This window comes from Pantoea sp. X-Soil-ISGK-275 (assembly GCF_059730795.1).
Genome location: NZ_AP035976.1, coordinates 3,186,178 through 3,209,754, shown reverse-complemented (window position 1 = coordinate 3,209,754; position 23,577 = coordinate 3,186,178). Strand labels below are relative to the sequence as shown.

Annotated in this window: 21 protein-coding genes, 1 other RNA gene and 1 pseudogene; 6 read left to right on the top strand and 17 right to left on the bottom strand. The window is 49.1% G+C overall.

Annotated elements, in window-relative coordinates; genetic code table 11:
- Positions 1-696 precede the first annotated feature (696 nt).
- The gene (mgtA, locus tag AC6I8A_RS14960; RefSeq protein ID WP_256697173.1) at positions 697-3,420 is read left to right on the top strand and encodes a magnesium-translocating P-type ATPase; all 2,724 of its coding nucleotides are present in this window, start codon (positions 697-699) and stop codon (positions 3,418-3,420) included.
- A 133-nt stretch (positions 3,421-3,553) separates the two neighbouring features.
- Here mgtA and AC6I8A_RS14955 read toward each other — a convergent pair whose 3' ends face one another.
- The 3 genes from AC6I8A_RS14955 to AC6I8A_RS14945 all read right to left on the bottom strand — a co-directional run bounded on the left by AC6I8A_RS14955 (position 3,554) and on the right by AC6I8A_RS14945 (position 6,195).
- Positions 3,554-4,213 carry an epoxyqueuosine reductase QueH gene (locus AC6I8A_RS14955; RefSeq protein ID WP_008101584.1) on the bottom strand — a complete coding sequence of 220 codons (660 nt, stop codon included), beginning with the start codon at positions 4,211-4,213 and terminating at the stop codon, positions 3,554-3,556.
- A gap of 123 nt (positions 4,214-4,336) precedes the next feature.
- Positions 4,337-4,693, bottom strand: coding sequence for a KPN_00521 family repetitive protein (locus AC6I8A_RS14950; RefSeq protein ID WP_008101580.1), 357 nt, complete (start codon positions 4,691-4,693; stop codon positions 4,337-4,339).
- Positions 4,694-4,875: 182 nt separating this feature from the next.
- Complete coding sequence (locus AC6I8A_RS14945) at positions 4,876-6,195, bottom strand: serine hydrolase domain-containing protein (RefSeq protein ID WP_497818725.1); 1,320 nt, start codon at positions 6,193-6,195, stop codon at positions 4,876-4,878.
- Positions 6,196-6,301: 106 nt separating this feature from the next.
- Between AC6I8A_RS14945 and AC6I8A_RS14940 the strand changes: the two genes are divergently transcribed.
- Entirely contained in the window at positions 6,302-7,219 is a 918-nt protein-coding gene (locus AC6I8A_RS14940) for a LysR family transcriptional regulator (protein ID WP_436333369.1), read from the top strand.
- On the opposite strand, the gene AC6I8A_RS14935 is transcribed toward AC6I8A_RS14940, so the two are convergent.
- From AC6I8A_RS14935 to AC6I8A_RS14900, 8 genes are all read right to left on the bottom strand, one after another.
- A complete protein-coding gene (locus AC6I8A_RS14935) occupies positions 7,186-8,040 on the bottom strand; it encodes a PA4780 family RIO1-like protein kinase (protein WP_256697170.1) in 855 nt (284 codons plus the stop codon). The genes AC6I8A_RS14940 and AC6I8A_RS14935 overlap by 34 nt on opposite strands.
- A 623-nt stretch (positions 8,041-8,663) precedes the next feature.
- Positions 8,664-9,374: a lysogenic protein gene (locus AC6I8A_RS14930; protein WP_497818724.1), complete on the bottom strand. Its 711-nt coding sequence runs from the start codon at positions 9,372-9,374 to the stop codon at positions 8,664-8,666.
- A gap of 303 nt (positions 9,375-9,677) precedes the next feature.
- Positions 9,678-11,990 carry a primase-like DNA-binding domain-containing protein gene (locus tag AC6I8A_RS14925; RefSeq protein ID WP_497818723.1) on the bottom strand — a complete coding sequence of 771 codons (2,313 nt, stop codon included), beginning with the start codon at positions 11,988-11,990 and terminating at the stop codon, positions 9,678-9,680.
- 14 nt (positions 11,991-12,004) lie between these two features.
- Positions 12,005-12,346, bottom strand: a complete 342-nt coding sequence (locus AC6I8A_RS14920) for a DUF5375 family protein (protein WP_497818722.1) — start codon at positions 12,344-12,346, stop codon at positions 12,005-12,007.
- Positions 12,333-12,599 (bottom strand): hypothetical protein, encoded by a 267-nt coding sequence (locus tag AC6I8A_RS14915; RefSeq protein WP_497818721.1) that lies wholly within the window; start codon positions 12,597-12,599, stop codon positions 12,333-12,335. Before AC6I8A_RS14915 ends, AC6I8A_RS14920 begins: the two co-directional genes overlap by 14 nt.
- Positions 12,596-13,123, bottom strand: coding sequence for a host cell division inhibitor Icd-like protein (locus tag AC6I8A_RS14910; protein ID WP_497818720.1), 528 nt, complete (start codon positions 13,121-13,123; stop codon positions 12,596-12,598). Before AC6I8A_RS14910 ends, AC6I8A_RS14915 begins: the two co-directional genes overlap by 4 nt.
- Before the next feature lie 13 nt (positions 13,124-13,136).
- Positions 13,137-13,385: a hypothetical protein gene (locus AC6I8A_RS14905; RefSeq protein WP_497818719.1), complete on the bottom strand. Its 249-nt coding sequence runs from the start codon at positions 13,383-13,385 to the stop codon at positions 13,137-13,139.
- On the bottom strand, positions 13,382-13,639 hold the full coding sequence (locus AC6I8A_RS14900; protein ID WP_159338566.1) for a helix-turn-helix transcriptional regulator: 258 nt from the start codon (positions 13,637-13,639) through the stop codon (positions 13,382-13,384). The genes AC6I8A_RS14905 and AC6I8A_RS14900 overlap by 4 nt, the downstream gene beginning before the upstream one ends.
- 521 nt (positions 13,640-14,160) lie before the next feature.
- On the opposite strand from AC6I8A_RS14900, the gene sid reads away from it, so the two are divergent.
- The gene (sid, locus tag AC6I8A_RS14895; RefSeq protein WP_497818718.1) at positions 14,161-14,871 is read left to right on the top strand and encodes a capsid size-determining scaffold Sid; all 711 of its coding nucleotides are present in this window, start codon (positions 14,161-14,163) and stop codon (positions 14,869-14,871) included.
- 2 nt (positions 14,872-14,873) lie between these two features.
- Positions 14,874-15,125: an ogr/Delta-like zinc finger family protein gene (locus AC6I8A_RS14890; protein ID WP_497818717.1), complete on the top strand. Its 252-nt coding sequence runs from the start codon at positions 14,874-14,876 to the stop codon at positions 15,123-15,125.
- A gap of 300 nt (positions 15,126-15,425) precedes the next feature.
- On the opposite strand, the gene AC6I8A_RS14885 is transcribed toward AC6I8A_RS14890, so the two are convergent.
- From AC6I8A_RS14885 to smpB, 4 genes are all read right to left on the bottom strand, one after another.
- Positions 15,426-18,020 carry an SIR2 family protein gene (locus AC6I8A_RS14885; RefSeq protein WP_497818716.1) on the bottom strand — a complete coding sequence of 865 codons (2,595 nt, stop codon included), beginning with the start codon at positions 18,018-18,020 and terminating at the stop codon, positions 15,426-15,428.
- A gap of 149 nt (positions 18,021-18,169) precedes the next feature.
- On the bottom strand, positions 18,170-19,360 hold the full coding sequence (locus tag AC6I8A_RS14880; protein ID WP_497818715.1) for an integrase domain-containing protein: 1,191 nt from the start codon (positions 19,358-19,360) through the stop codon (positions 18,170-18,172).
- A gap of 192 nt (positions 19,361-19,552) precedes the next feature.
- Positions 19,553-19,915, bottom strand: a transfer-messenger RNA (tmRNA) gene (ssrA, locus tag AC6I8A_RS14875).
- Positions 19,916-19,959: 44 nt separating this feature from the next.
- A complete protein-coding gene (gene smpB / locus AC6I8A_RS14870) occupies positions 19,960-20,442 on the bottom strand; it encodes an SsrA-binding protein SmpB (RefSeq protein ID WP_007886141.1) in 483 nt (160 codons plus the stop codon).
- A gap of 159 nt (positions 20,443-20,601) precedes the next feature.
- Here smpB and AC6I8A_RS14865 point away from each other — a divergent pair, with 159 nt between their 5' ends.
- Together AC6I8A_RS14865 and AC6I8A_RS14860 are read left to right on the top strand one after the other, a co-directional pair.
- Positions 20,602-21,036, top strand: coding sequence for a type II toxin-antitoxin system RatA family toxin (locus AC6I8A_RS14865; RefSeq protein ID WP_008101549.1), 435 nt, complete (start codon positions 20,602-20,604; stop codon positions 21,034-21,036).
- On the top strand, positions 21,029-21,319 hold the full coding sequence (locus AC6I8A_RS14860) for an RnfH family protein (protein WP_265300094.1): 291 nt from the start codon (positions 21,029-21,031) through the stop codon (positions 21,317-21,319). Before AC6I8A_RS14865 ends, AC6I8A_RS14860 begins: the two co-directional genes overlap by 8 nt.
- Positions 21,320-21,373: 54 nt before the next feature.
- On the opposite strand, the pseudogene bamE reads toward AC6I8A_RS14860, so the two are convergent.
- Together bamE and recN are read right to left on the bottom strand one after the other, a co-directional pair.
- Positions 21,374-21,722 (bottom strand): annotated as a pseudogene (gene bamE, locus AC6I8A_RS14855) (outer membrane protein assembly factor BamE).
- A 187-nt stretch (positions 21,723-21,909) separates the two neighbouring features.
- On the bottom strand, positions 21,910-23,571 hold the full coding sequence (gene recN, locus AC6I8A_RS14850) for a DNA repair protein RecN (RefSeq protein ID WP_265300097.1): 1,662 nt from the start codon (positions 23,569-23,571) through the stop codon (positions 21,910-21,912).
- Positions 23,572-23,577: the final 6 nt, after the last annotated feature.

The window sequence follows — 23,577 nt, the reverse complement described above, 5'->3', positions numbered from 1 at the left end:
GCGCAGCAGTGAAGAATAGTCAATTTCAGGCTATGCATATGCATTAATGATCTAAGTCGGGTGGTTCAGTTATAAGGAAGGTAGGCTGCATGGCCGTCGTAGGGTCGCCATTTATGGCGACCGAAATGGGATATATCAACTCAACTGCAACGAAATATAAATGTTCTGTGATTAACCGATAATTAACTTTACTTCGTTCCTTCCGAGAATATAATGGCCGCAATTTCAAAGCAGGAGAGTTCAGTTGGACAGTCACCCTTTTAGTTGGCATCACAAGGCAAGCTGACGCGCGAACTTTTTTGTCGCTGCTTGCCATCCTGGCGGGCAGCAATCCTCCCTTTTCTGATGATTGTTCCCTTAAAACGACACTGTAACGGGCCAAAACCCGTGGGAAGATCATCATGCACATGATTTTTAACACACTTTTCCCTCCGCCTCGATACGCGCGCTGAACCTCAGCGTGCTGATTTGCGCTGCGCATTAGACAGCTTTTCGCTGTTCGATTGCGTGGTGTTTACCTTCGTCTTTATTTATTACTCGTTATTTTTCGAGCGACTCTTTTCGTCTTTAATTTCCGGGAGGTGATATGGAAATTCCCGACAGGTTATTTTTAATTTAAAAAAGCATTGCCGTTAATTTAATTTGTGTGCCACGCACGCAGGGATTTTTATTGCCGTAATAAAGAGGAATGTCACCATGACTGACATGAAACTCAACCAGGAAAAAAAAGCCTGGAATACCACGCGCCAGCCGCGTCAAAAAACACCGCGTTACCTGATTGAAGATGAAGCCGGCTTCACTGCCGACGAAACGCTGGTGCGTCTGCGCAGCGATGCGCTTGGCCTGAGTGAACGTGAAGCCGAGGCACGTTTAGACGTGTATGGCCGCAATCAGGTTGAACACGACAAAGCGCCACCGGCGTTATTGCAGTTGCTGCAGGCGTTCAACAATCCGTTTATCTATGTCCTGATGGCGCTGGCGTTGGTGAGCTTTTTCACTGATTTCTGGCTGCCGCTGCGCAACGGCGAGGAGACCGATCTGACCGGTGTCATCATCATTGTGACGATGGTAACGCTCAGCGGTTTGCTGCGCTTCTGGCAGGAGTTCCGCACCAACAAAGCGGCGCAGGCGCTGAAATCAATGGTGCGCACCACCGCAACGGTGCTGCGTCGTGAGTCAGCGCAGCAAGCGCCGCTCAAACAGGAAGTGGATATCGCCACGCTGGTGCCGGGTGACATCATTTATCTGTCCGCGGGAGATTTGGTGCCTGCCGATGTGCGGCTGCTGGATTCACGCGATCTGTTTATCAGCCAGGCGATTTTGACCGGCGAATCGTTACCGGTTGAGAAATATGACGTCACCGGCCACGTCACCAGTAAAAGCAGCGGGGCCAGCGAGCAGGGCACATCGCTGCTGGAACTCGGCAGCGTCTGCCTGATGGGCACTAACGTGTCCAGCGGTAGCGCCAAAGCGGTGGTGGTGGCAACCGGCAGTGAAACCTACTTCGGTAGCCTGGCGAAATCGATTGTGGGTAACCGCTCACAAACCGCCTTTGACCGCGGCGTCAACAGCGTGAGCTGGCTGTTAATCCGCTTCATGCTGGTGATGGTGCCGGTGGTGTTGCTGATTAATGGTTTGACCAAAGGCGACTGGCTGGATGCTTCGCTGTTTGCGCTGGCGGTGGCGGTAGGTTTGACGCCTGAAATGTTGCCGATGATCGTCAGCTCGAATCTGGCGAAAGGCGCCATCGCCATGTCGCGGCGTAAAGTGATCGTCAAACGCCTGAACGCGATTCAAAACCTCGGCGCGATGGATATTCTCTGCACCGATAAAACCGGCACGCTGACGCAGGACAACATCATTCTGGAGCATCATCTGGATTGTGCTGGCGTGGAGAATTCTCGCGTGCTGATGTTGAGCTGGCTCAACAGCCACTATCAAAGTGGCACGTTGAATCTGATGGATCGCGCCATTTTGCAGTACGGCAAAAACCGCGTCAGCGAGGCGGTGGGCGACACCTATATTAAAGTGGATGAACTGCCGTTTGATTTTATTCGCCGTCGCGTTTCGGTGGTGGTGCGCGATCGTCGTCTCAATCAACAGATGTTGATCTGCAAAGGCGCGGTGGAAGAGATGCTGAGCATCGCGACTGCCGAGCGTGAAGGCAAACTGGTGCAGCCGCTGAACGAAACGCGTCGCGCAGAACTGCTGGCGCTGGCACATCAATATAATGAGCAGGGTTTCCGCGTGCTGCTGGTGGCGAGTCGCGTGCTGGCGGAGCCGGGTTTACAACAGCCGCTGAGCGTGGCGGATGAGCAAGGGTTAACGGTTGAAGGGCTGCTGACTTTCCTCGATCCACCGAAAGAGAGCGCCGCCAAAGCCATCAGCGCGCTGCGCGACAATGGCGTCAGCGTCAAAGTGCTGACCGGCGATAATCCGGTGGTCACCGCGCGCATTTGCCAGCAGGTTGGCATCGACAGCGGCGCCATCATCACCGGCGACCAGATTGCCCTGATGAGCGACGAGCAGCTGACCGATGCCGCCGCGCAGAGTTCGGTATTCGCTAAACTCACGCCGCTGCAAAAATCACGCATTCTGCGCGCGCTGCAACAGCAAGGGCATACCGTGGGCTTCCTCGGCGACGGGATTAATGATGCCCCGGCGCTGCGCGATGCCGATGTTGGGATTTCCGTGGATAGCGCGGCGGATATCGCCAAAGAGTCCTCCGATATCATCCTGCTGGAAAAAGATTTGATGGTGCTGGAAGAGGGCGTCATGAAGGGACGCGAAACCTTCGGCAATATCATCAAGTACCTGAACATGACCGCCAGCTCCAACTTCGGCAACGTGTTCTCGGTATTGGTGGCGAGCGCCTTTATTCCGTTCCTGCCGATGCTGGCGATTCATCTGCTGATTCAGAACCTGATGTACGATCTGTCCCAGCTGGCGCTGCCGTGGGACAAAATGGACCGCGAGTTCCTGCGCAAACCGCGTAAATGGGACGCGCGTAATATCAAACGCTTTATGCTGTGGATTGGGCCAACGTCGTCGATTTTCGATATCACCACCTTCGCGCTGATGTGGTACGTGTTCGCGGCGAATACGCCAGAAATGCAGTCGCTGTTCCAGTCCGGCTGGTTTATTGAAGGCCTGCTGTCGCAGACGCTGGTGGTGCACATGCTGCGCACGCAAAAGATTCCGTTTATCCAGAGCCGTGCAGCGCTGCCGGTGCTGCTGACCACTGCGTGTGTGATGATCGCCGGTATTCTGCTGCCGTTCTCACCGCTGGGCGCGATGGTGGGATTGGTACCGCTGCCGTGGTCTTACTTCCCATGGCTGGTCGCAACGCTGCTCGGTTATTGCGTGGTCGCGCAGGGCATGAAAATGCTCTACATCAAGCGTTTTGGTCAGTGGTTTTAAACACATGGAGGCGAAATGCGTAACCGCAATCTCAATAAGGTGGTGTTTCACCTGATACTGATGATGATCGTCATCGTGGTGTTAACGCTGGTGTTTCGTTAACGAAAAAGGGCAGGATTTCCTGCCCTTTTCTTTACTCTTCGTCTGGCTGGTAATACTGCACGCCGATTTCAATGCGCTCGCGGCCGCTGGCTACGCGATGGCGATTGCTGTCGCGCAGCGAATATATGCAGCCGCAATACTCTTGCTGATAGAAGCGTTCGCGCTTGCTGATCTCAATCATGCGTGACGAGCCGCCACCTTTACGCCAGTTAAATTCCCAATAAAGCATATCCGGATAGTGCGCCGCCGCACGCACGCCGCAGTCGTTGATCTGCTGCATATTCTTCCAGCGCGAAATACCGAGTGAACTGGTGATCACCGGGAAGCCGTTTTCATGTGCATACAGCGCGGTGCGTTCAAAGCGCATGTCGAAACACATGGTGCAGCGCACGCCACGTTCCGGTTCCCACTCCATGCCGCGCGCCCGCTCAAACCAATTGTCTTTATCGTAATCGGCATCAACAAAGGGCACACCAAACTGCTCGGCAAAGCGGATATTCTCCTCTTTACGCAGCTCGTACTCTTTCAGCGGGTGAATATTTGGGTTGTAGAAGAAGATGGTGTAATCGATGCCGGAAGCCAGCATCGCTTCCATCACTTCGCCCGAACAGGGCGCACAGCAGGAGTGCAGCAGCACTTTGTTGTGACCGTTGGGTAAAGGCAGCGGCTGGCGGGTAAAGGTGTCAGACATAAGAATTATTGGTTAATGGAGTGTTGCGTAAAGTCTAAGGGGATAGCGCGGAAGATGCAAAGTTGAGGAAATACTGGCATTAAAAAAGGCCGCAAACGCGGCCTCTTGGTTCAGCAAAGAGAGTTATTCAGTCACTTTCTTTTTCAGATCGCTGGCACCTTCTTTGGTTTTATTCCAGCCTTTCTGCGTGCCTTCTTTGGTGGCATCCCAACCTTTCTCAGAACCTTCTTTGGTTTTGTTCCAGGCTTTCTGCGTCCCTTCGCTGGCTTTGCTGGTCATGCTGTCGCTTTTGCCTTCAGCGGCATGCTTGGCTTTGAGCTGCTGCTCTTTACCTTCGTTCTGCGCCTGATGCAGTTTTTCTTTAGCGGTGTTAGCACCGGCCTGCGCGTTAGCGACAGTCTCATCAGTTGCATGTGTGGTCGCGGCAAAAGCCGAAGAAGCCATCAGAATGGCTGACAGTGCAATAATGGTCTTTTTCATAATTCCCTCTTTCATGAAATATGTCGTCTCAGGTATTCATCCTGGCATAGGCCGGGATGGAAAGATTTAAGAATAAACCAGGAATGAAAAAGGTCTAGTTTCGTTGGTTAAATCGACACCAGATAGCATTTTAGGTTGTTACAGAGAGTGAAGGGAGCCACCTTAACGGTGGCCCCGCAGCGTTAATCTGCCAGCTGCTGCGCAATTGCGCTGAACATAAGCGCGGCTTCAAGTGGCTGAGCATTCATCTTTGGTTCAGCTTCAGGCCAGGTTGACCATTGCACGATCACCAGGTTTTCAGCACGGTTCACCATAATCACCTGACCATAAATACCCAGCGCCCACAGTGAATTTTTCAACGATTTATCGGCGGTGGGAGCGACATGTTGCGCATTGGCGGCAACCGCGTTGTTCCACCATTGATAGCCATAAGTGCCTTCAGGATGAGCGGCGGATAGCGAGTTGCGCGCCTGCGTCCAGTTGGATGCATCATCCAGCCAGTGATCGGGCAACATCTGCTGACCATTTGGCAAACGACCCTCATTCATGATGAACAAGCCGAAGCGGCCCCAATCTTCCAGCGTGGCGTTAAAGCCATGTGCGCCAACGTCGTGCTGGCCTTTGGCATAAGCATGCCATACGCCATCGCTGGCCATGCCGTAAGGCTTCCAAATGGATTGCTCCAGCCAGGAGGCGATTGACATGCCGGTGGCTTTCTCCAGTACATCGCCAAGCAACCACGCACCGCCGGATGAGTACGACCAGGATTCTCCCGCCGGATGTGCGCGATGCAGTTGCTTGATGATATTGCGCACGCAATCGTAGGTGCCAGGGCGAGCTTCGCACTGCGTCAGATGCGCAAAGTCAGAGTTGGGATTGGTGTAATCCTCATTCCAGGCGACACCGGAAGTGTGCTGGATCAATTGCTTCAGCGTGACGCCATCCCAGGCGGTGCCTTTGAGATCCGGCTCGTAATCCGTTACCCGATCGTCAAGCGAATGGATTTTACCTTGCTTGATGGCGATACCTACCAGCGTGGAAACCACCGATTTACCCACTGAACGAGACGTCCATAATGTCTGGTCGGTATTGCCTGCGCCGAGATACTTATAGGCAATTTTCCCGTTCTTCAGCACCAGCATGCCGCTGACATTTTCCCTTTTCAGGTAGTCGGACAACGAATAGCGTTTGCCGTTGAAGGTGTAAGAGGCGTCGGTCAGCGGCTTACTGGCGGCTTTCAAAGCCGTTGAATCGCCATGATGAAACACATCGCCCGCATAGTTGCGGTAATCATTGCGGAATCCCACCACGCGATCGGCCTGGCTCCAGCTCAGCATCTGATGCGGATCCGGCAGCTTTTTATCAAAAGGCTGCGGACAAGATTGCAGCATTACGCCACCGCAATTCTGTGTTTCCGCTGCGAAGGAGGGCGAGGCGAAGGAAAGGGCGATCGCGCTCAGCGATGCGGCCATCAGGATGGGTTGTAAAAGACGTTTATGCATTTTTTTCTCTGCGCTTGAGGAGTGAATACGCAGTAGTATATGAACGGTTAATCCCCTGATAAAATCACTCAATGGGGGAAAAACCCTCTCAATTCTGGAGTCTGCTATGACCGCGTTGCGCTACTCTTTTTCGCAGATTGAAGCCTTTGCCACGATTGCTGAAACCGGCAGCATTTCGAAAGCTGCCCTGTTGCTTGGGAAGGATCGCACCACGTTACGTGACTTGCTGGATTATCTTGAAGATGCGTTGGGTTACACGCTGTTCTTACGGGAAGGGCGCAGGTTACTGCTAACGGAGAAAGGCCAACAGCTGCATCGTCAGGCGCATCTTTTCCTGCGTCAGGCGCAGGCATTTGAATCCTATGCGCGTGCATTGCCTGCTGCCGTCGAGCAGGAACTGGTGCTGGTTTACGATCCTTTCGTTCCGCACGCTTTTCTTCACGCTGTGATTGAATATATGGCTGAGAAGAACATCCGTTTTAACGCATGGAGTTGTACGCGTGATGAGGCTGAAGCGGCGCTCAAAAATGGGACGGCGCATGTTGCTATCTGCCAGGCGCAGCATCGTACGTTGGGAAATGAGATGGAATGGCAGGCGCTGGGCACCATCGAACTTAATTTTTTCGCCGCCCACACGCTGTTTCGCGAACAGCAGCGGCCGGTGACGCTGCTCGATCTGTCACTAATTCCGCAGTTGGTAATGCATCCCCACCACGATGAACAGATTAGCCGACGCCTGCAAATTTCTGGCAAGTGCCTATTCGTTAACGATCGCGCCATCCTGCAGCATTTGCTGGAAAGTGGTGCGGGTTGGGGATTCCTGCCGATGCATTTTCAGGCTCAGCAGTGGCGCAATGTGCAGCTATTGCCCACCGAAGTCGGCAATCAGGGATTGAATGTTACGCTGGTAACGTTATGGAATCCCGGGGGCAATAAACATGCGATAGCCGAGGCGTTTATTGCCAGCCTGCCCGAGCTGTGGAGCCGCATTTATTCCTCGTCGCGTTCTTTAGCCGCGCGCTGACGATCGTAGAACTCATCCTCGGCGGCGATGATCTCATCCATCAGCGAATTCATATCCACTTCATGCAACTCTTCTACGAAGAGACCGGTAAGCGGCGTTTCTGGCGTTAGCTTTCCGTCTTCATATAACTGCCAGATCTCTTTCGCATAGCGCGTTTGCAAAATTTGAGGAGCGTATTGCCCGTAATAGGCGGTGATGTTATTCACATCGCGCTCAAACATCGATTCTGCGTGATTATTTGCGGCGGCATCGACAGCTTGTGGCAAGTCGATAATGACCGGTCCGTTGGCGTCCTGCAGCACGTTGAATTCCGACAGATCGCCATGAACAATGCCGGCGCACAGCATACGCACGATATTGCGGATCATGGTATCGAAATCCTTCATGGCATTCTCTTTGGAGAGGAACACATCACTCAGGCGTGGCGCAACCAGGCCTTCTGCGTCTGTGACCAGCTCCATCAACAATACGCCGTCGATGCAAATGTAGGGCTGTGGGACGCGTACGCCGGCATTCGCTAGGCGGAATAACGCATCCACTTCGGCACTTTGCCAGGTTTCTTCTTGCTGCTTACGCCCGAATTTCGACCCTTTTTGCATCGCACGTGAATTGCGGCTGTTACGGACTTTACGTCCTTCCTGATAATGCACGGCCTGCTTAAAACTTCGTTGCGTGGCGTCCTTGTACACTTTGGCACATTGGATTTTGCCGCCCGTTAACACGGTATAAACGTCAGCTTCTTTGCCGCTTCTTAGTCTCTGTAGTACTTCATCTACCAGGCCATCATCGACGAGAGGCTGGAGTCGGTTTGGGATTTTCATGCGAGTCGCCTTGAAAGAGTCCAGATACAAAAAAGCCCGTAAGGCTTGCGCCATACGGGCTCTTAGGACTTCATCGAATGACTCTGGTAATCATCGATGGAGAATTTTGGTGGGCTGGCGGAATCTGAATAATTTTTGTAAGTTAATGAAATTAAGTGTTTTTCGTTAATTCAACTTTGTTCCGTGTACCTAAACGTGTACCAATTAATGGATCTCATACCCCGGAACGGCGTTGCTAGGATAACCAACGGCTAACCTAAAATCCAAATAAAAATGATTTTAGGGAAAAGTATTCACACTGTTCACTTTTGATTTTTGTCTATAAAAATCATATCTTTAGGTAGTGAGGGGTTTGAAGCGGGATGTACACTAGTATGCACTTATAGTTATCACTTAATATGCGTCCATATAGACCGACCTGAACTGGCTTAATGTTGGATCACGTAGCCCAGTGATGAATGCTTGAAAACGGCCGGTCTTGGTTAGTCTTGTTTGGCTTTTATGGTTAGTTCTGCGCTTGAGCAACATGGAATTAGCAAAGGAGTATTTAAAAATTAACCAATTTAAATACTCCTTTAAATGTTAGTCGTCGTTATGACTTGATTATCAATTTTAAATTTTTTTTATATTTTAGTGCGTTCTTTACTTGGGATTCTAATGTGTTTCGGGTCAAGATAATCAAGAAGATCAATCAATGCATGCTGCAATTCCTGTAATCGCTTGCGATAAAATTGAATGTCTATAGTCATTTTAATGACTTCTTTTTTTATTTCATTGAATAGAAGCTCGTTACTGAATGCATCTTTTTTTATGAATTCACCATACCCAATGCAATTATATCCACGCTCCATTTTAATTAACATTTGTTCACCTATAGCTCGTTGTTCTCCTGCAAAAAACATAAAATTACTCCCATACTTATCGGTCTGCATTAATGAGTATATATCACTCTGCAATTTTGACAGATTACTGGTCTTTGAATCATTTTCAAGATTAAGGAACTGAACGTCACTGCGAGCTGCTTCAGTCCATGCAAAAAATTGTGCTAAAAGAAAAATAGTATTATATATGACATAATCTTTATTTCTATCGGTGCCATTATGGTAGTATGTTTCAATAAATCTAAGTTCTAAGATGTTATAAATTCTGCTTTGCAGATCGGCCGCGGAACGAATTAATGGTTCAAGGTAATATTGGTGCTTCCTATTGTTTTCTATTGCATTGTTTATTCTATTGACTCTACTCTGGTAGTACGTAGTAATTCCAACGGAAATGGCAACGGAAACTATTGCAAAAACGCCACTGATGATGCTAGATATTAATGTTACATTCATTTAAACTCTTCCTTAGATTTTTGTTTATAGTGAAATGGCTCTATTTTTTGAATTTATAGTCAGCGGGTAATTATTAAATCTAAATTCATTTGGAAAGGATGTTAAGCATATTGATGCTTCGATAATATTTTCATTTGTGATTTTTATCAAGCCAGTATTTTGTTACTTGTCAATTATCGTTGTCAACACAGAACTATGCTTACACAATTTACTCATTGTGATTGCCAGGCTATTAAATGTTCCAATATGTACGATTTCCTCCTTAAAATAAAAAACCGGCCTTAGCCGGTTAGCATATGGTACTCACTTGCTACAAGCGGGCAGCCAGTCAGCCTCGCTGTCCTCATGCAGCGTCAGATTAGTTTGTATGCCGTTATTCGTTCGCCGCTTGAGAAGCACACGCTCGTACTCTTTAAGCATCTGCGGCACAGCCTGGCCGAAAGCTGTCAGGCTGAGCGGGTGCAGATGTCCACGCGATTCCATAAATGATAAATACGCATGGTAGAGGTAACGCTTCGGATTTATCGGGCGAATATTCGCATTGCCGATAAATAGCCCGTTCGGCGTACTCAGCGGCATCAGGTAGCCGCAGAAATCGACCAGCGGATCGGCCTGTCGTTTTATCTCCAGCGCTTCGCCGGATGTTTGCTGCGCCTGTAACAGCTCGCGCGCTTCATTCGGTGACGCGAAGCGCTGCATCAGGTAACGAACAATGACGGCCAGCTCGGCGCTGATTTTTTCGAGCAGCTGTGGGTCGCGCTCTTTCGCCGGTATCACTTCCGGGAACGTCAGGATTACCCGGCGACGTGATACGCCACCGCTGCGATCGCTGAAACGCATCGGGTTGTTGTTTACTGCCAGAATTACTGCCGGGATGTGGGTTGAGTACGGATCGCGATACTTGGGATCGATGGCTACCGCATCACCGCCGGTAATTGCCTTAATGCCTGCGCCGTCGCCGCTCCATTTCTCCTGATCGGGCAGAATTATCAGCGAGAATCCTACCACGCTGGCGCGTTCGCGCGATGATTCCAGCGTGTCGATGGTGGCAGACGTGGTGTTATCGCGGCCAGCCAGCAGCGTGGCGATCGAAGCTAATACGCTTTTCCCGCTTCCACCTGGACCAGTTACCTCCAGGAACATCTGCCAGTCGTAGCGGTTTGCCAGCACCATAAATAACGCCGCGAGGATGCGCTTCTGCTTGTCGTCATTGTTTCCGGCCGCCCGCTTTAACCAGCGGTAAAAGTTAGGCGCGTGGTCTGCGAGATTTTCACCGGGGCGCGGCGCAGAGTAATCAACGCTGTTTACCGTGCGCAGCCAGTTCTCGCGGCGGTGCGGGCTGAATGTGCCGTTGGTCGTATCAAAAACGCCGTTACGAAAACCAATAAGACGGCGCGCCGGTTCACCCATTTGGGGCACCATCAGCTTGAGCGTATCGAGCACGCTGCTAATCCCGGCGGCTGAAAACGGTGCGCGCACCTTCTGAAACAGCGCGGCAATCTCACGGCGCAGCGTCTGTACCGGCATCACCTGCCACGCGCCGTTCTCGTAGCGGCAGATTTCCTCTCCAACGGGCGGCACGGCCAGCGCCTGCCCGTAATGATCGACCAGTAGCTCCGCCTTTTCACTGGCGCTCATGGCTTTGAGATCGGCCTCGCTCACCGACTCAAACGGGCTTGGCTTGTGGAGTTGAGTGAAAGCGGTAAGTAGCGCCTGCGTCGCAATGTCGCCCTGTGCCTGCCAGACGTCGTTCCAGTCGCCGGTTTCTGGCGGTAAAGCGGCTTTACCTTTGCAGGCTTTCGCGGCTTCATCTGCCTTAAGCTGGCCTGTGCCGTTGTCGTCGCGATCGGCGGCAATCAGCATCAGCGCATCAGGATTGATTTTGCGTAGCTGCGCGGCAAGCGCCGGCAGGTTATTGGCGCTGAGTGCCACATAAACCGGTTGCCCCATCAGGCGCTGCACTGTGAGGCCAGTTGCATAGCCTTCGGTGAGCCACAGCGTTTTGCTGTCCGGCTCGCCTGCAAGGTGATAAGCGCCTTTCACCTGTCCGCCGGGCAGGGTGCGCTTGTCACCAGCGGCGCTGATTAGTTGGATGTTAACGGCGTTGCCGCTTTCGTTGGTTAACGGCACAACCAGATCGCCAGCCACAAAACTGATACCGCCACAGCGCAGACCGGCAGCGAGCGTTAATGCCTGAGTGCTATGCAGCCCTTTCGATAAAAGGTAGGCGTTATCCGTGCGGCTGACGGCGGCGGCGATCAGCGTCTGCGCCCGCGCGGCGGCCTCTGATTGTGCGGCTGCTTTATCAACTGTGTTCACCGGTGCTTTTGATACCGGTGGCAGCGCGCCAAGCATATCGGCAATTTTGATTGCCGCCTCTTTGGCGCTGACGTCGAGCGCCTTTTCGACCAGATTCAGGCCGTCACCGGCTCCGCAATGGTTGCAGTGCCACGTCCCGCGACCGTCCTGATTATCAAAGCGAAAACGATCTTTGCCGCCGCAAACCGGGCATGCGCCGTGTCTGCCGCTGGCGAGAATGCTGATGCCGAGCGCGGGCAGCAGTTGCGGCCAGAATCCGGCGGCCGCTTTTACCGTGTCAGAGACAATATGTTTCATCTGCTCGACCTCCCTCAGTGCAACGTGGCGCGACGGGTTGCGGCAAGCTGGCTACAGAACAGCTCATCCATCATGGTTGCGCCAAGACGCGTCAGGCGCGGCGTCGCGGTCAGCAGGTCAGGCTCAACCATATCGCCCAGCATGGTGCAGGCCATTTCCATTCCGGCTTCTGCGCCGTGGCGACGCACGTAAAATCCTTCCAGCTCAAGCGCGATGGTCATCTGCAGCTCGTCGAGCGTTGCCGAAACGGTGATCCCCAGTGTTTTGCAGGCGTTGAGATACCCCTGCGCCAGCGCACGACGGTAAACTGCAGTACGGACTTCAACAGGTAAGCAGGAATTATTAGCGGTCATCATGGCGAGCCTCCGTGGCAAGAATCAGGGAATCACAGGTTTCAACGACTTTACCGAGCTGATCGGTGAGAAGGGCAACGACAGAAGCCAGAGCGGCGCTGTCAGGCACGAAGTTTTGAGCGCTGAGGCAATGAACGGAATCGAACATATCAAGCACTGTTACGCCTACGGAATGAGCATGCAGCAGGCGCAGATAATCGGCGTGTGGAATTGAATAGGTGCTGTTGCTGTTGGTGCGAGCGGCAAGAGTATTCATGCAGCCACCGCCTGTACCGGCACGCGGCCAGCAAAGCACAGAACATAATCACGAACGAAATTGGCACGAGCTGTGCGCTCGTCTTCTGCCGCATAGCGCAGCATGCAGGGACGGGCTTCGTGATCGGTGCGGCGCACGGCAGCGAAAATATAAGTGAATTTGGGGCGAGTAATAGTTAGAACCGTTGCCATGATGACAATCTCCAATGAGTAGCGGTTAACGCCACCACCGGAGCTGCAAATCTCATGGGTGGTGACCCGAACGGGGTTTGCAGTACCGGCCTCAATGGATACCGGCCAGCCCGAAGGCTGCCCCGCCCGAGCCACCATTATTTGACAGAGACTGCGGATAAAGAACCACAGCCCGAAAAATAGGTATGCCTGAGCAATGACACAAAAAAACACGCGTGGCGCGTGTTGTGTCGCCATTGAGTTACACGGGCTGCAAATCCCGGCTACCGATTTTGCGGCAGCGCGAAAACTGTATAACGGCCGCTCGCCAGAGAAAAGGCTTTTTTCGTTCATTGGTGCGTTTTCCCTAGCAATCGGTCAGGACTTGATCGGACTGCTGCGGATTTGATCGGCGTTTGCTGTCAGCTTTGCCCGTTATGTGATTTCTTGACTGCGCTTTTTTGCTCATAACCGAAATATGACCGTGCATCCCGCTGTTAAAGGAAGGTGAAGTAGGTGGCTTATGACTAAGCGCGTTAGTGAGGCTCTCAGCTATGAAGGTTGCCTCATCTTTAGTTAACGGAAATGAGCGAGTATCGAAATTGAGTGTAATCATGCTGTACCTCCAGCACGATGAGCGATACGCGATTGCATCCAGCCGTCGATCTCTGATGCCAGCCAGGCAACGTTTTTACCGCCAAGGGAAATTTGCGTAGGAAACAGCTCACGACTGATTAAGTCATAAATAGTTGAGCGGGACAGGCCGCAAGTGTTGATCACTTCCGGCAGGCGCATAAAGCGATCACGGGGATAGGAAACATCACAAGTAATAGGCGTTGTTGGGGATGAAGCGGATGAAACAGCGTGCATGGTGTTACCTCATAATAAGTCCGGCCGGTGCTGCCCGGTTCCGGGTGTGTCTTTAGGTAACTCGCTATTTTGAGAATATTTTATCTAATGTAAACAACCCCCTGTTTGCTAATAAATGAGCAAAATTCAGCTCTGTTCTATCATGTTACACCCTGTTTGCCAGGAGATGCCAAAGCTTGCCCTTTAATAGCTAACGGTAATTGAAATTACCAAATTAATAGGAATAAATTCTATAAATAGCTAGCCAGAAAAAGGCTGCTATTTGAAAGACGGTGAAGACTAGTGAACACTGAGTGAAGACTTAATGTCTAACTGTTCACTACTTTAATTACTGTATTTACTATCTTTTTTCCTTTAATGAATAGTGGTGAATAGCTTTATAAGAATTAAAAGCCTTAGAAGTATGTTCCCGCCGCAATTTTGGGTTTGTTTGCTGAGCGACAGACAGAAAGCAATGAAATGATTTGTCCGTTGGTGCACGACAGAATGTCTTCATCCTTTACAGACGATGCGAGACCACGATGAGCACTACGGAAAACAAACCAGCCTCACTGATTCGATTTGAAAAAGCGCGCGCAGAACACACTGCGCAGATGACGGAATTTAATGGCGTTGTCGCTAACATTACACGTTGTGAAAAAGAGCGTCAGGCCGCTATCGAGGCGGGTAAGGAAGCTGAGAATAACTGGCGCACTAATTTTCGAAAATTGCGGGGTAATCTCACGGAGGAGCTTCGTGCCGAGCATACTCAGCGCATTGCCAACCGCGAGCTGGCAGATGAGTTCGCGGGACTGTTAAAGGAACTTGAGCTGGATAAGCAATACGCCATGCTGCGCTGCTGTACTACTGGTAAAGAGTTAGTCGAGTCACACAGTGCAGCCTTTACGGAATTTGCAGATCTACACTGGCAGTCGGCAATGCGTAACGTAAGTCCATCATTGCTATGGGCGATCAAGTTGCGCATCCAGCGTGAAACAATCGCACCGACATTTGTTGGAGATGATCACAATACGATGCGCGACATAGCTTGGCTTGTCGGCGAGGCTCTGACGCATGCTGCTGCGGCATTGCCCGATAATGTAATGCATGATGCCCCACTTCTGGAAAATATTGGTCTTTACCGACCTGCACTGACGGGCGTCGATATGGAACTCTACAACTCTACTATGCGTCGTAGCAAATTGGCCGAGTCAATCCGTGATCAGCGTTCTGAACTGCAGGGAGGAGATTAGAAATGATGCACTGCCCTTACTGCAAAAGCCCGGCGCACGCGAAATCCAGTCGCTATATGTCCGAGCAGGTAAAAGAGCGTTATCACCAGTGCACGAATCTGGACTGCTCCTGCACGTTTAAGACGAATGAAAGCATAACGAAAGTCATAACCTCGCCGCCACCGCAGGAAACTGTTGAGGAAGTTGCGCCAATGCCGGTTAAAGAACGGCAGACGCTAGGCCGATACGGCTCAGCATTTCGAATTGCTCACTAACTCTCAAAGCCGCTAATCAAACAGCGGCTTTATTGTATCCGCTATTCGCCATTCGAAAGCGTTTTTTCTGGCAAGCCGGTTTGTAAATAGCCGTGCATACATAAGGTGCATGGATTTGCATGCAAAGTTATGCGTCAGCGGGATGTGTTGAAGCCATACATGGCGTGGCGTAAGTGGCTTTATGCACCTGCATGAAAAGCGGTGCATAAAGCGGGCAGGCGAGGGGGGGATAGCATTGCGCGCTGGCACCCCTCAATAACTTAATCGAAGCGCTGGCTACTCTACCTAAAACTAGTGATCTCAAGCTGCGATAATAGTTAATTCATAGCTTGAAAGAGCGCCATGCGGTAAAGCAGGCCAACTTCTCATTCTGAAGTAATTCATATAATCTTTATCGATGATGTTTTTAAGCTGTCTTTTTGCATTGTGATCTTCATTCAATAGAAAGAATGCACACATTGCTATCTGCCCTTTTGATTGTTGATGAGCAATTACACTGCGAATGTCGCTTTCTTTCAAATCGATGCCTTTGTTCTTTTTTGCAACTTCACGATTAATTATTAACACGTCTCTGTCTCTAACGTCTTTGACCTTATCAAGGTTATTGTCAACTAAATGGATTACCTCAGAATATTTCCCCTCTTTCAGGAATAAATATACTTTGGACATCAAGTATTCAGTAAATGGCCAATTTTTCTTTAGAGCATTATCTAAATGTTGTAAAGCCTCTGAAAAGTTACCTTGAGAAAGGTGTATGTCTGATTTTATTTTCTCAATTGTGATTTTGTGCTCATCATTTGGTAACGCATCAAGAAATTCTAGAGTAAATTTAATGTTTTCTTTATCGAGAAGTAAAATATCACAGATTTTATCGATCTCAAAATTTCGCAAAGGTTTATCTAGGCTCTGTTTAGCTAAATTTATTGCAGACGAAATATCTCGATTGTGTCCTATCGCATACCTAGCCTTAAATATTAAGAAGGGTGCAATGTTAACTTCATCTTTACCATTATCATAGCGATTAATGAAATCATCCATAATCTGCTTTGATTCTAATATCTTATCGGTTTCAAATAGACCTAAATTAAGCTTGCATAGGTTTTTAAGTATGTATTTTCTTTTGCTTCGAGGTGATTTTTCGTATACGTCATTATGTGTAGATATGCAATTTGTTATTTTTTTGAAATCCGAACTTTCGCAAGCGGATGATGCTTCTAGATTTAAATAATTTCCATTTGAGGGGTTGATATCTCTCATGGTCTTTAAAAGGTTTTCGATCTTCTCATTTCTGTCTTTCTTATCGATCGTATTTGAGTATTCGGAATTAATACTATCATATTTAATACTCCATGCTCGGTTATCTAGCCCACAATCATGTTTGATGCTGCATTCAAGCCATTTGTCTATATCTGTATAAGTAACTACATCTTGAATAGTCGACTCATTCATTAACTTTATTGAGAATCTTGCTAATTCATTTTTAAGGTTAATGCTATATGGAAATTTAGTAAGTAAAGTTTTTAAATAAACAACTTTTTCCAAAGTGCTTGGGAAGAAATCTGATCTTGATAAGTTGTGGGAAATATTATACTCATCTAAGCTTATTAGTTTTTCATTATATTCAAGAGCTTTTTTAAGATTGCCTTTATCCTCAGATGCTACGATTAGACGCTGTAAGTATTTAGCCCTCATGTTATCACTTGGGTTCAATAATAGGAGTTTCTCAATTTCTGACTCTACTTGATCATATGATTTATTTCTTAATAATTCATCTAGGAGCAATAGATTTCTAAAGTCAGTTTCTGGAATTCGATGGTCAGTACTTTCTTCATCAGATAGTTCGTTTATTAAGGACGATATATCTTGCGTGTAAGTGTGTTTTTTAAGAGTAACTAAATCATCATTTATGAATTCGTTATTATTTAAATGAAATTCATCTTCCAAAAATTTTGAAATTATTCTTTCTCGTTTTGTTGATTTCTGTAGACCACCTAAAGATAATTTCTGCCCCATCTCATGGCATAATTCAGCCATTAATTCATCGAATCCATCAATTTCAACTAAGTATACGCGTTCATTGTTTATGAATCGGATTAATTCTGCGGTCAAGGGGTCTGACTTTCTTTTACACCAATAAATTCCATTTTTCAAATATTCATCTTGCTTCAAAAGAGATTTAATAACTTCCATTATGGAATTATCATTGCCAGCATATCCTATAAATATAAGGCCGTACTCTTTGGTGAACTCAATCAGTTTTTCTTTGGTGTTTATCTCTAAGGATTCAGTTTCATTCAGGGAGCTTCGAATGCTGTCATATAAATAATCACCGTGTAATTTTATTATCTTAGGTCTCGATGATGTTATTGATATTCCTTTAATAGACGAATCATGTGCGCACAAGAGAGGCCGTTCAGCTGAAAACTGATAAAAAGCCTCATTGATGAGATCGTCAAAGTTGGTAGTAAATATAGTATCAAAGCACTGCGCTTCAAAAAGTTCAACCAGATAGGCATAACCGATTGAAGGCAATTTTTTATCAACTTGCAACTCAACAAACCTGCGGCGCTGAGATGGGAGGTCAAACTTCTTTTCAAATAATGAAGAGTACTCATTAAGTGGGTTGTACCAATCGCCATGATGACTTTCTAACCACTTTTTTGATTGTTCATCAGAATCAAAACTCTCATTACTTAAACGAAGAAATATTTCCTTTCTCCATTCATCAACAAGTTCAACTGCTGTTCTAATACCAGATGTGACAGAAGCACCTGCCCCGAGGAATAAACAATAATTCGGAGCGTTACCAGATCTAGTTCTAATATAATCTGCTAAATCCTTTACAGTCCTTTTTTTATTCTCAAGTTTTTTGTCCATTGGCGAGATACTGTGCATAAGAATCCTTTGATGTTTTTTAAGATTATTCTTACATTATAACTTTGAGTTATAAAAATAAACAAAATTAAAACATTTAAAATCAATGGTTTATAGTGGTGTTTGATTTTTTGTAACTATAGTCACATATTGGTAGTGAATGTTTTACGTCATAATTCTTTAACTTTAGCCCCCCACCAGTCCATTAATTCAACCCGTTGCTTTAGATAAGTGCTGCGGTTGTATGCTTTTCTTACTTCATTTTTGTCAGAATGTGCCAGTGCCGCTTCAATAACATCAGGATTAAAATTTGCCTCATTCAATGCTGTGCTAGCTATTGATCTCAATCCATGAGCCACTAGTTTGCCTCCATAGCCTATGCGCTTTAATGCGGCATTCGCAGTCTGGCTATTCATTGGCTCTTTCGGATCGTTTCGGCTTGGAAAAACATATTGTCGGTTGGCGCTTAGAGACCGCATAACCTCAAGAATATCGAGAGCTTGTTTCGATAAAGGAACGACATGTTCGCGCTTAGCCTTCATACGCTCCGCTGGAATAACCCAAAGGTTTAAATCAAAGTCGATCTCTGCCCATTGTGTTCCAGAGGCTTCTGACGGCCGTACAAGAGTAAGAAGTTGCCACTCAATTAAACATCGGGTGGTGATTGAGAGATTGGACATTACTAATGAGCGCATTAGCTTTGGCAGTTCTTCCGGCCGTAAAGTTGGCATATTTTGTTTTTTTGGCCTTTCAAAAGCCATTCCGACACCCGAAGCCGGATTCGCATCAATCAACCCCGTGTTGACTGCATAAATCATGATCTCATTAATGCGCTGCACCAACCGGCGAACTGTCTCAAGCGCCCCGCGAGCTTTAATCGGCTCCAGTGCTTCAACGATCGTTCTGGCCTTTAGCGCCTGAACAGGAATCTCTCCGATAGTAGGGAAGATGTCCTTCTCCAGCGATCGCCAAATATCCTTCGCATAATCCTCGGTAACGCTTTTGCTCTTAAGCTGGAACCACCTTCCTGCTACAACTGAAAAAATACTATCCAGCTCTATTTGCCGTTGCTCAGAAACTTCCTCTTGCTGCTTCTGCGGGTCAATCCCTTGCGCAAGCATCGAAAGATATTGGTCACGCATTTGGCGTGCGACAGCTAGCGTCAGGGCAGGGTAAGAGCCAAGGCTGAGATTTGTGCGACTGCTGCTATTTGGTCGCTGGTAGCGAAAACGCCACAGCTTCTTACCTGAAGTTTTGACGAGTAGGAAAAGTCCGTCGCCATCGTGCAGTGTGAAGTCTTTCTCTTGAGGCTTAGCTTTGAGGATTTCGTTATTGGTGAGTGGGCGTGTCATCCGCGCCATGACTGGTTTCCGTCCATAATTGGTACACGTTTTTGGTACACATTATAACGTGTACCAATTCGTGTACCAATTATCTCTGGATTCAGGCGGATCGTCTCGGAAGGTTACAGACACAAAAAAGCCCGCAGGGCTTGTGCCGTGCGGGCTTTCAGGACTTCTACGGATGACTCTGGAATCATCTTCGAAGGATTTTGGTGGAGCTGGCGGGAGTTGAACCCGCGTCCGAAATTACTACACCGTCGGCACTACATGCTTAGTCAGTCTTTACATTCGCCGGCCAGCTGCGGACAGACACGCCACTGACAAACTAGCCTGATTAGATTTAGTGCTTCAACCCCAGGCAAGGCATCCACACGATCTCTTTTGGGTTTGACCTCTCTTGATCCCCGTCTTAAGAGCGGAAGCTAGGGAGAGAGGGCTTCAAAGCAGGTTATTAAGCTGCTAAAGCGTAGTTTTCGTCGTTTGCGACTATTTTTTTGCGGCTTTTTACGAGGCAAACCGCCCCTCGGCATGCTCCTAAGGCTTCACAATCCCGTCGAGTCCAGAATCAGCCCCAAGAAATTTCAATACTACAGATAAGTGGCGTCAAGATCCAGCGCTTAACGCTTTGAATTCTTCATAATACGCGCTTTATCCATCTTCCATTCGCGCTCTTTAACGTCGTCACGCTTGTCGTGCTCTTTCTTACCGCGTGCCACCCCGATTTTCAGTTTGGCCCAGGCATTTTTCCAGTACATCGACAGTGCAACCACGGTAAAGCCTTCACGGTTAACGCGGCCATACAGCGAATCGAGTTCGCGTTGTTTTAGCAGCAGCTTGCGGCTTCGGGTGGGGTCACACACCACATGCGTTGAAGCCACCGCTAGCGGCTGGAAAGTGGAGCCGAACAGGTAAGCTTCACCATCACGCAGCAGAATGTAGCTATCGCTGATGTTTGCCTTACCGGCACGCAGTGATTTGACTTCCCATCCTTGTAACGACATACCCGCCTCGAACTCTTCTTCAATGAAGTATTCATGACGTGCGCGTTTATTGAGGGCAATAGTGGCTGAACCGGGTTTGTTAACTTTTTTCTTTGTCATAGTGCGGCGTAGTCTACATCACTCAGTTTATGGGCGCATCCCCTGTCCTGCAGGGCGGTAAAAAACACTCCATTTTAGCACAGCAAGCAAAGCCGTGAATTTTTGTTTGGTGACCGAAAATGGTATTATTCAATGGTTTTGTGATGAACAGGAACCATTATGGCCCAGATTAGTCGTTCAGCGCTGGTCCCCTATAGCGCTGAGCAGATGTACCGTCTTGTGAATGACGTGGATGCTTATCCTCAGTTTCTGCCGGGCTGCACCGGCAGTCGCGTGCTGGATAACAGCGGAGATCAAATGACCGCGGCCGTTGATGTCTCGAAAGCCGGCATCAGTAAAACTTTCACCACGCGCAATACGCTGATCAGCAACCAAAGCATATTGATGCAGTTGGTTGATGGCCCGTTTCGTAAATTGACAGGCGGCTGGCATTTCACCTCATTGGGTGATGATGCCTGCAAAGTTGAGTTGAACCTCGATTTTGAGTTCACCAATATGCTGGTAGAAATGGCGTTCGGCCGCATCTTTAAAGAGCTGGCGAACAGCATGGTGCAGGCATTCAGCCAGCGCGCGAAAGAGGTTTATCGTGCCTGATATCAGCGTGGAAGTGGTTTACGCACTGCCCGATAAGCAGTATTTGCGTGCCGTCATGCTTCAGGAAGGCGCAACAGTTGAGCAAGCGATCAAGGCGTCGGGTTTGCTGTCACTGCGTAAAGATATTGACCTGAACTCGAATAAGGTCGGGATTTATAGCCGCCCGGTAAAATTGGCTGATGTCGTGCAGGATGGTGATCGCATTGAGATTTATCGTCCGCTGATAGCCGATCCGAAAGAGTTGCGGCGTCAACGCGCAGAGCGTTCAGCTGAAAAGAAATAGTCAGAAAGTAAAAACAAAAAAAGGCGCTTAAGCGCCTTTTTTATTGCCGTTCACTTAGCCTTCTTTGCCAGTGAGCTTCGGCTTGTTGTCGATGTTGGTCAACGTTCCATTGCTGTCAAAGGTCAGCGTCAGGGTTTGCTGTTTCACACTTTCATGACCTGGTTCCTGGCGGAACACGTAATACCAAACGTTGCTGCCAAATGGATCGCGCATCATCGGCGTACCGAGCGTGTAGGCAACCTGCTGCTGCGTCATGCCGTTATGAATCTTCGACACATCGTTGGCGACCAGGTAATTCCCCCTGATTGATATCCGGACGATACACAACGCGCTCAAGGGTGGAACATCCAGCGGTCATCATCAACATTACTACTGCCGCGGCAGTCAGCGTTTTACAGCGCATCTATACATTCCTTTTCTGGGGCCAAACGCCTTTCAGCAGGCTATTTTTTTGCCATCAAATTCTGAACTCTGCCTGCGGCAGGCTTTATTACTCAGACGACATAACTGCCGATGATAATAAACCTTTTCGCTATTTGAAACCTCTACAGAGCAAGCATATGACCACCAGCCAGGAAAAAAGTGCGGTATCAGGCGGCTAAAAGTTCTTTAGCGTTGGCCAGCGTGTTGCGCGTCACCTCGCTGCCGCCCAGTAAACGCGCCAACTCTTGCAGACGCGCGCGTTTATCCAGCGGCTGCATATGGGTTTCTGTCATCGCGCCATCCGTCTCTTTGCTGACGTAGAAGTGCTGATGACCGCAGCCAGCAACCTGCGGAAGGTGTGTCACACACATCACCTGGGTTGACTCGCCCAGTTGACGCAGCATTTGGCCTACCACTGCGGCGGTTGGGCCGCTGATACCGACATCCACTTCATCGAAGATCATCGCTGGCGTTTCCATTTTCTGTGCAGTGATCACCTGAATCGCCAGCGCAATACGCGACAGCTCACCGCCGGATGCTACTTTACCCAGCGGCTGGAGCGGTTGGCCTGGGTTAGTCGTGACACGGAAATCAATACGCGTTGCGCCATCTGCGGTAAGTTGATCGGCATTGAACTCCAGCACAATTGCAAACTGGCCGTGCGGCATCGCCAGCGTGCGCATGCTTTGCGTAATCAGCTGGCTCAACTCTTGAGCAGAGTGTTCACGCAATTGATGCAGATTTTCAGCACTTGCTAGCGCGGCTTTATGGTGCGCGACGACTTCAGATTGCAGGGTTTCCTGATCGCTCTCTTGCTGCGAAAGCAGTTCTGCTTCATCCAGCAGCTGCTGATAAAGCACCGGCAAGGTTTCAGGTGAGACATGATGCTTACGCGCCAGCGCGATCTGCCGTGACAGACGTTGCTCCAGCTCATGCAGGCGATTGGGATCGAGATCCAGACGTTCACAGTAGTGACGCAATTCATCGCTGGCTTCGCTGAGCTGAATTGCGGCTTCTTCCAGCAGATTGAACACGCCGCTGACTTTATTATCCAACGTCACCAGTTCACCCAGCATGTGACGGGCGCTATACAGCAGGCTCTGCAGGTTGGTGTCATCACCATCGGCGAGAATTTGCAATGCTTGCTGGCTGGTGGACAGCAACTGGCCGCTGTTCGCCAAACGTTTGTACTCTTCATCAATCTGTTCAAATTCGCCCAGCTGCGGGGCAAATTCATTGAGTTCTTTCAACTGATATTGCAGCAGCTCGCGACGTGATTCACGCTCTTGCGAGAGCTGCTGATGCTGCGCCAGCGCGCGACAACTCTGATGCCAGCGCTGATAGTGCTGGCGCATGTCAGACAGCAAATGATCGTGGGCTGCATAAGCATCCAGCAGATGTTTTTGGTGATCGGATTTGAGCAACAGCTGATGGGCATGCTGGCCGTGAATCTGAATCAATAATTGACCGAGTTCACGCAGCTGCGACAGCGGCACCGACGTGCCGTTGATAAAGCCACGCGAACGACCATCCGCGCTAATAACACGACGCAGAAGACACTCATTGCCTTCATCCAGCTGATTCTCCACCAGCCAGCGCTGTGCGGAAGGCGAAGCTTTGAGTTGGAAGCGGGCGCAGATATCCGCGCGACTGGCACCCTGACGCACCATATCTGCTTCAGCGCGTCCGCCTAAACACAGGCCTAGCGCATCGATGGCGATAGATTTACCTGCGCCGGTTTCACCCGTGATCGCGGTCATACCACGATGAAAGTCGATCTCCAGTTCACGAACGATAGCAAAGTTACTGATGGTCAGTTGTGCCAGCATAGAATC

Excerpts from the sequence above, each read along its gene's own strand:
- mgtA (WP_256697173.1), top strand. The coding sequence starts at position 697 with ATGACTGACATGAAACTCAACCAGGAAAAAAAAGCCTGGAATACCACG.
- sid (WP_497818718.1), top strand. The coding sequence starts at position 14,161 with ATGAGCACTACGGAAAACAAACCAGCCTCACTGATTCGATTTGAAAAA.
- AC6I8A_RS14885 (WP_497818716.1), bottom strand. The coding sequence starts at position 18,020 with ATGCACAGTATCTCGCCAATGGACAAAAAACTTGAGAATAAAAAAAGG.
- AC6I8A_RS14910 (WP_497818720.1), bottom strand. The coding sequence starts at position 13,123 with ATGAACGAAAAAAGCCTTTTCTCTGGCGAGCGGCCGTTATACAGTTTT.
- AC6I8A_RS14955 (WP_008101584.1), bottom strand. The coding sequence starts at position 4,213 with ATGTCTGACACCTTTACCCGCCAGCCGCTGCCTTTACCCAACGGTCAC.
- AC6I8A_RS14880 (WP_497818715.1), bottom strand. The coding sequence starts at position 19,360 with ATGGCGCGGATGACACGCCCACTCACCAATAACGAAATCCTCAAAGCT.
- AC6I8A_RS14900 (WP_159338566.1), bottom strand. The coding sequence starts at position 13,639 with ATGCACGCTGTTTCATCCGCTTCATCCCCAACAACGCCTATTACTTGT.
- AC6I8A_RS14945 (WP_497818725.1), bottom strand. The coding sequence starts at position 6,195 with ATGCATAAACGTCTTTTACAACCCATCCTGATGGCCGCATCGCTGAGC.
- smpB (WP_007886141.1), bottom strand. The coding sequence starts at position 20,442 with ATGACAAAGAAAAAAGTTAACAAACCCGGTTCAGCCACTATTGCCCTC.
- AC6I8A_RS14915 (WP_497818721.1), bottom strand. The coding sequence starts at position 12,599 with ATGAATACTCTTGCCGCTCGCACCAACAGCAACAGCACCTATTCAATT.
- AC6I8A_RS14930 (WP_497818724.1), bottom strand. The coding sequence starts at position 9,374 with ATGAATGTAACATTAATATCTAGCATCATCAGTGGCGTTTTTGCAATA.
- AC6I8A_RS14925 (WP_497818723.1), bottom strand. The coding sequence starts at position 11,990 with ATGAAACATATTGTCTCTGACACGGTAAAAGCGGCCGCCGGATTCTGG.
- recN (WP_265300097.1), bottom strand. The coding sequence starts at position 23,571 with ATGCTGGCACAACTGACCATCAGTAACTTTGCTATCGTTCGTGAACTG.
- AC6I8A_RS14940 (WP_436333369.1), top strand. The coding sequence starts at position 6,302 with ATGACCGCGTTGCGCTACTCTTTTTCGCAGATTGAAGCCTTTGCCACG.
- AC6I8A_RS14935 (WP_256697170.1), bottom strand. The coding sequence starts at position 8,040 with ATGAAAATCCCAAACCGACTCCAGCCTCTCGTCGATGATGGCCTGGTA.
- AC6I8A_RS14950 (WP_008101580.1), bottom strand. The coding sequence starts at position 4,693 with ATGAAAAAGACCATTATTGCACTGTCAGCCATTCTGATGGCTTCTTCG.
- AC6I8A_RS14920 (WP_497818722.1), bottom strand. The coding sequence starts at position 12,346 with ATGATGACCGCTAATAATTCCTGCTTACCTGTTGAAGTCCGTACTGCA.
- AC6I8A_RS14890 (WP_497818717.1), top strand. The coding sequence starts at position 14,874 with ATGATGCACTGCCCTTACTGCAAAAGCCCGGCGCACGCGAAATCCAGT.
- AC6I8A_RS14865 (WP_008101549.1), top strand. The coding sequence starts at position 20,602 with ATGGCCCAGATTAGTCGTTCAGCGCTGGTCCCCTATAGCGCTGAGCAG.
- AC6I8A_RS14905 (WP_497818719.1), bottom strand. The coding sequence starts at position 13,385 with ATGATTACACTCAATTTCGATACTCGCTCATTTCCGTTAACTAAAGAT.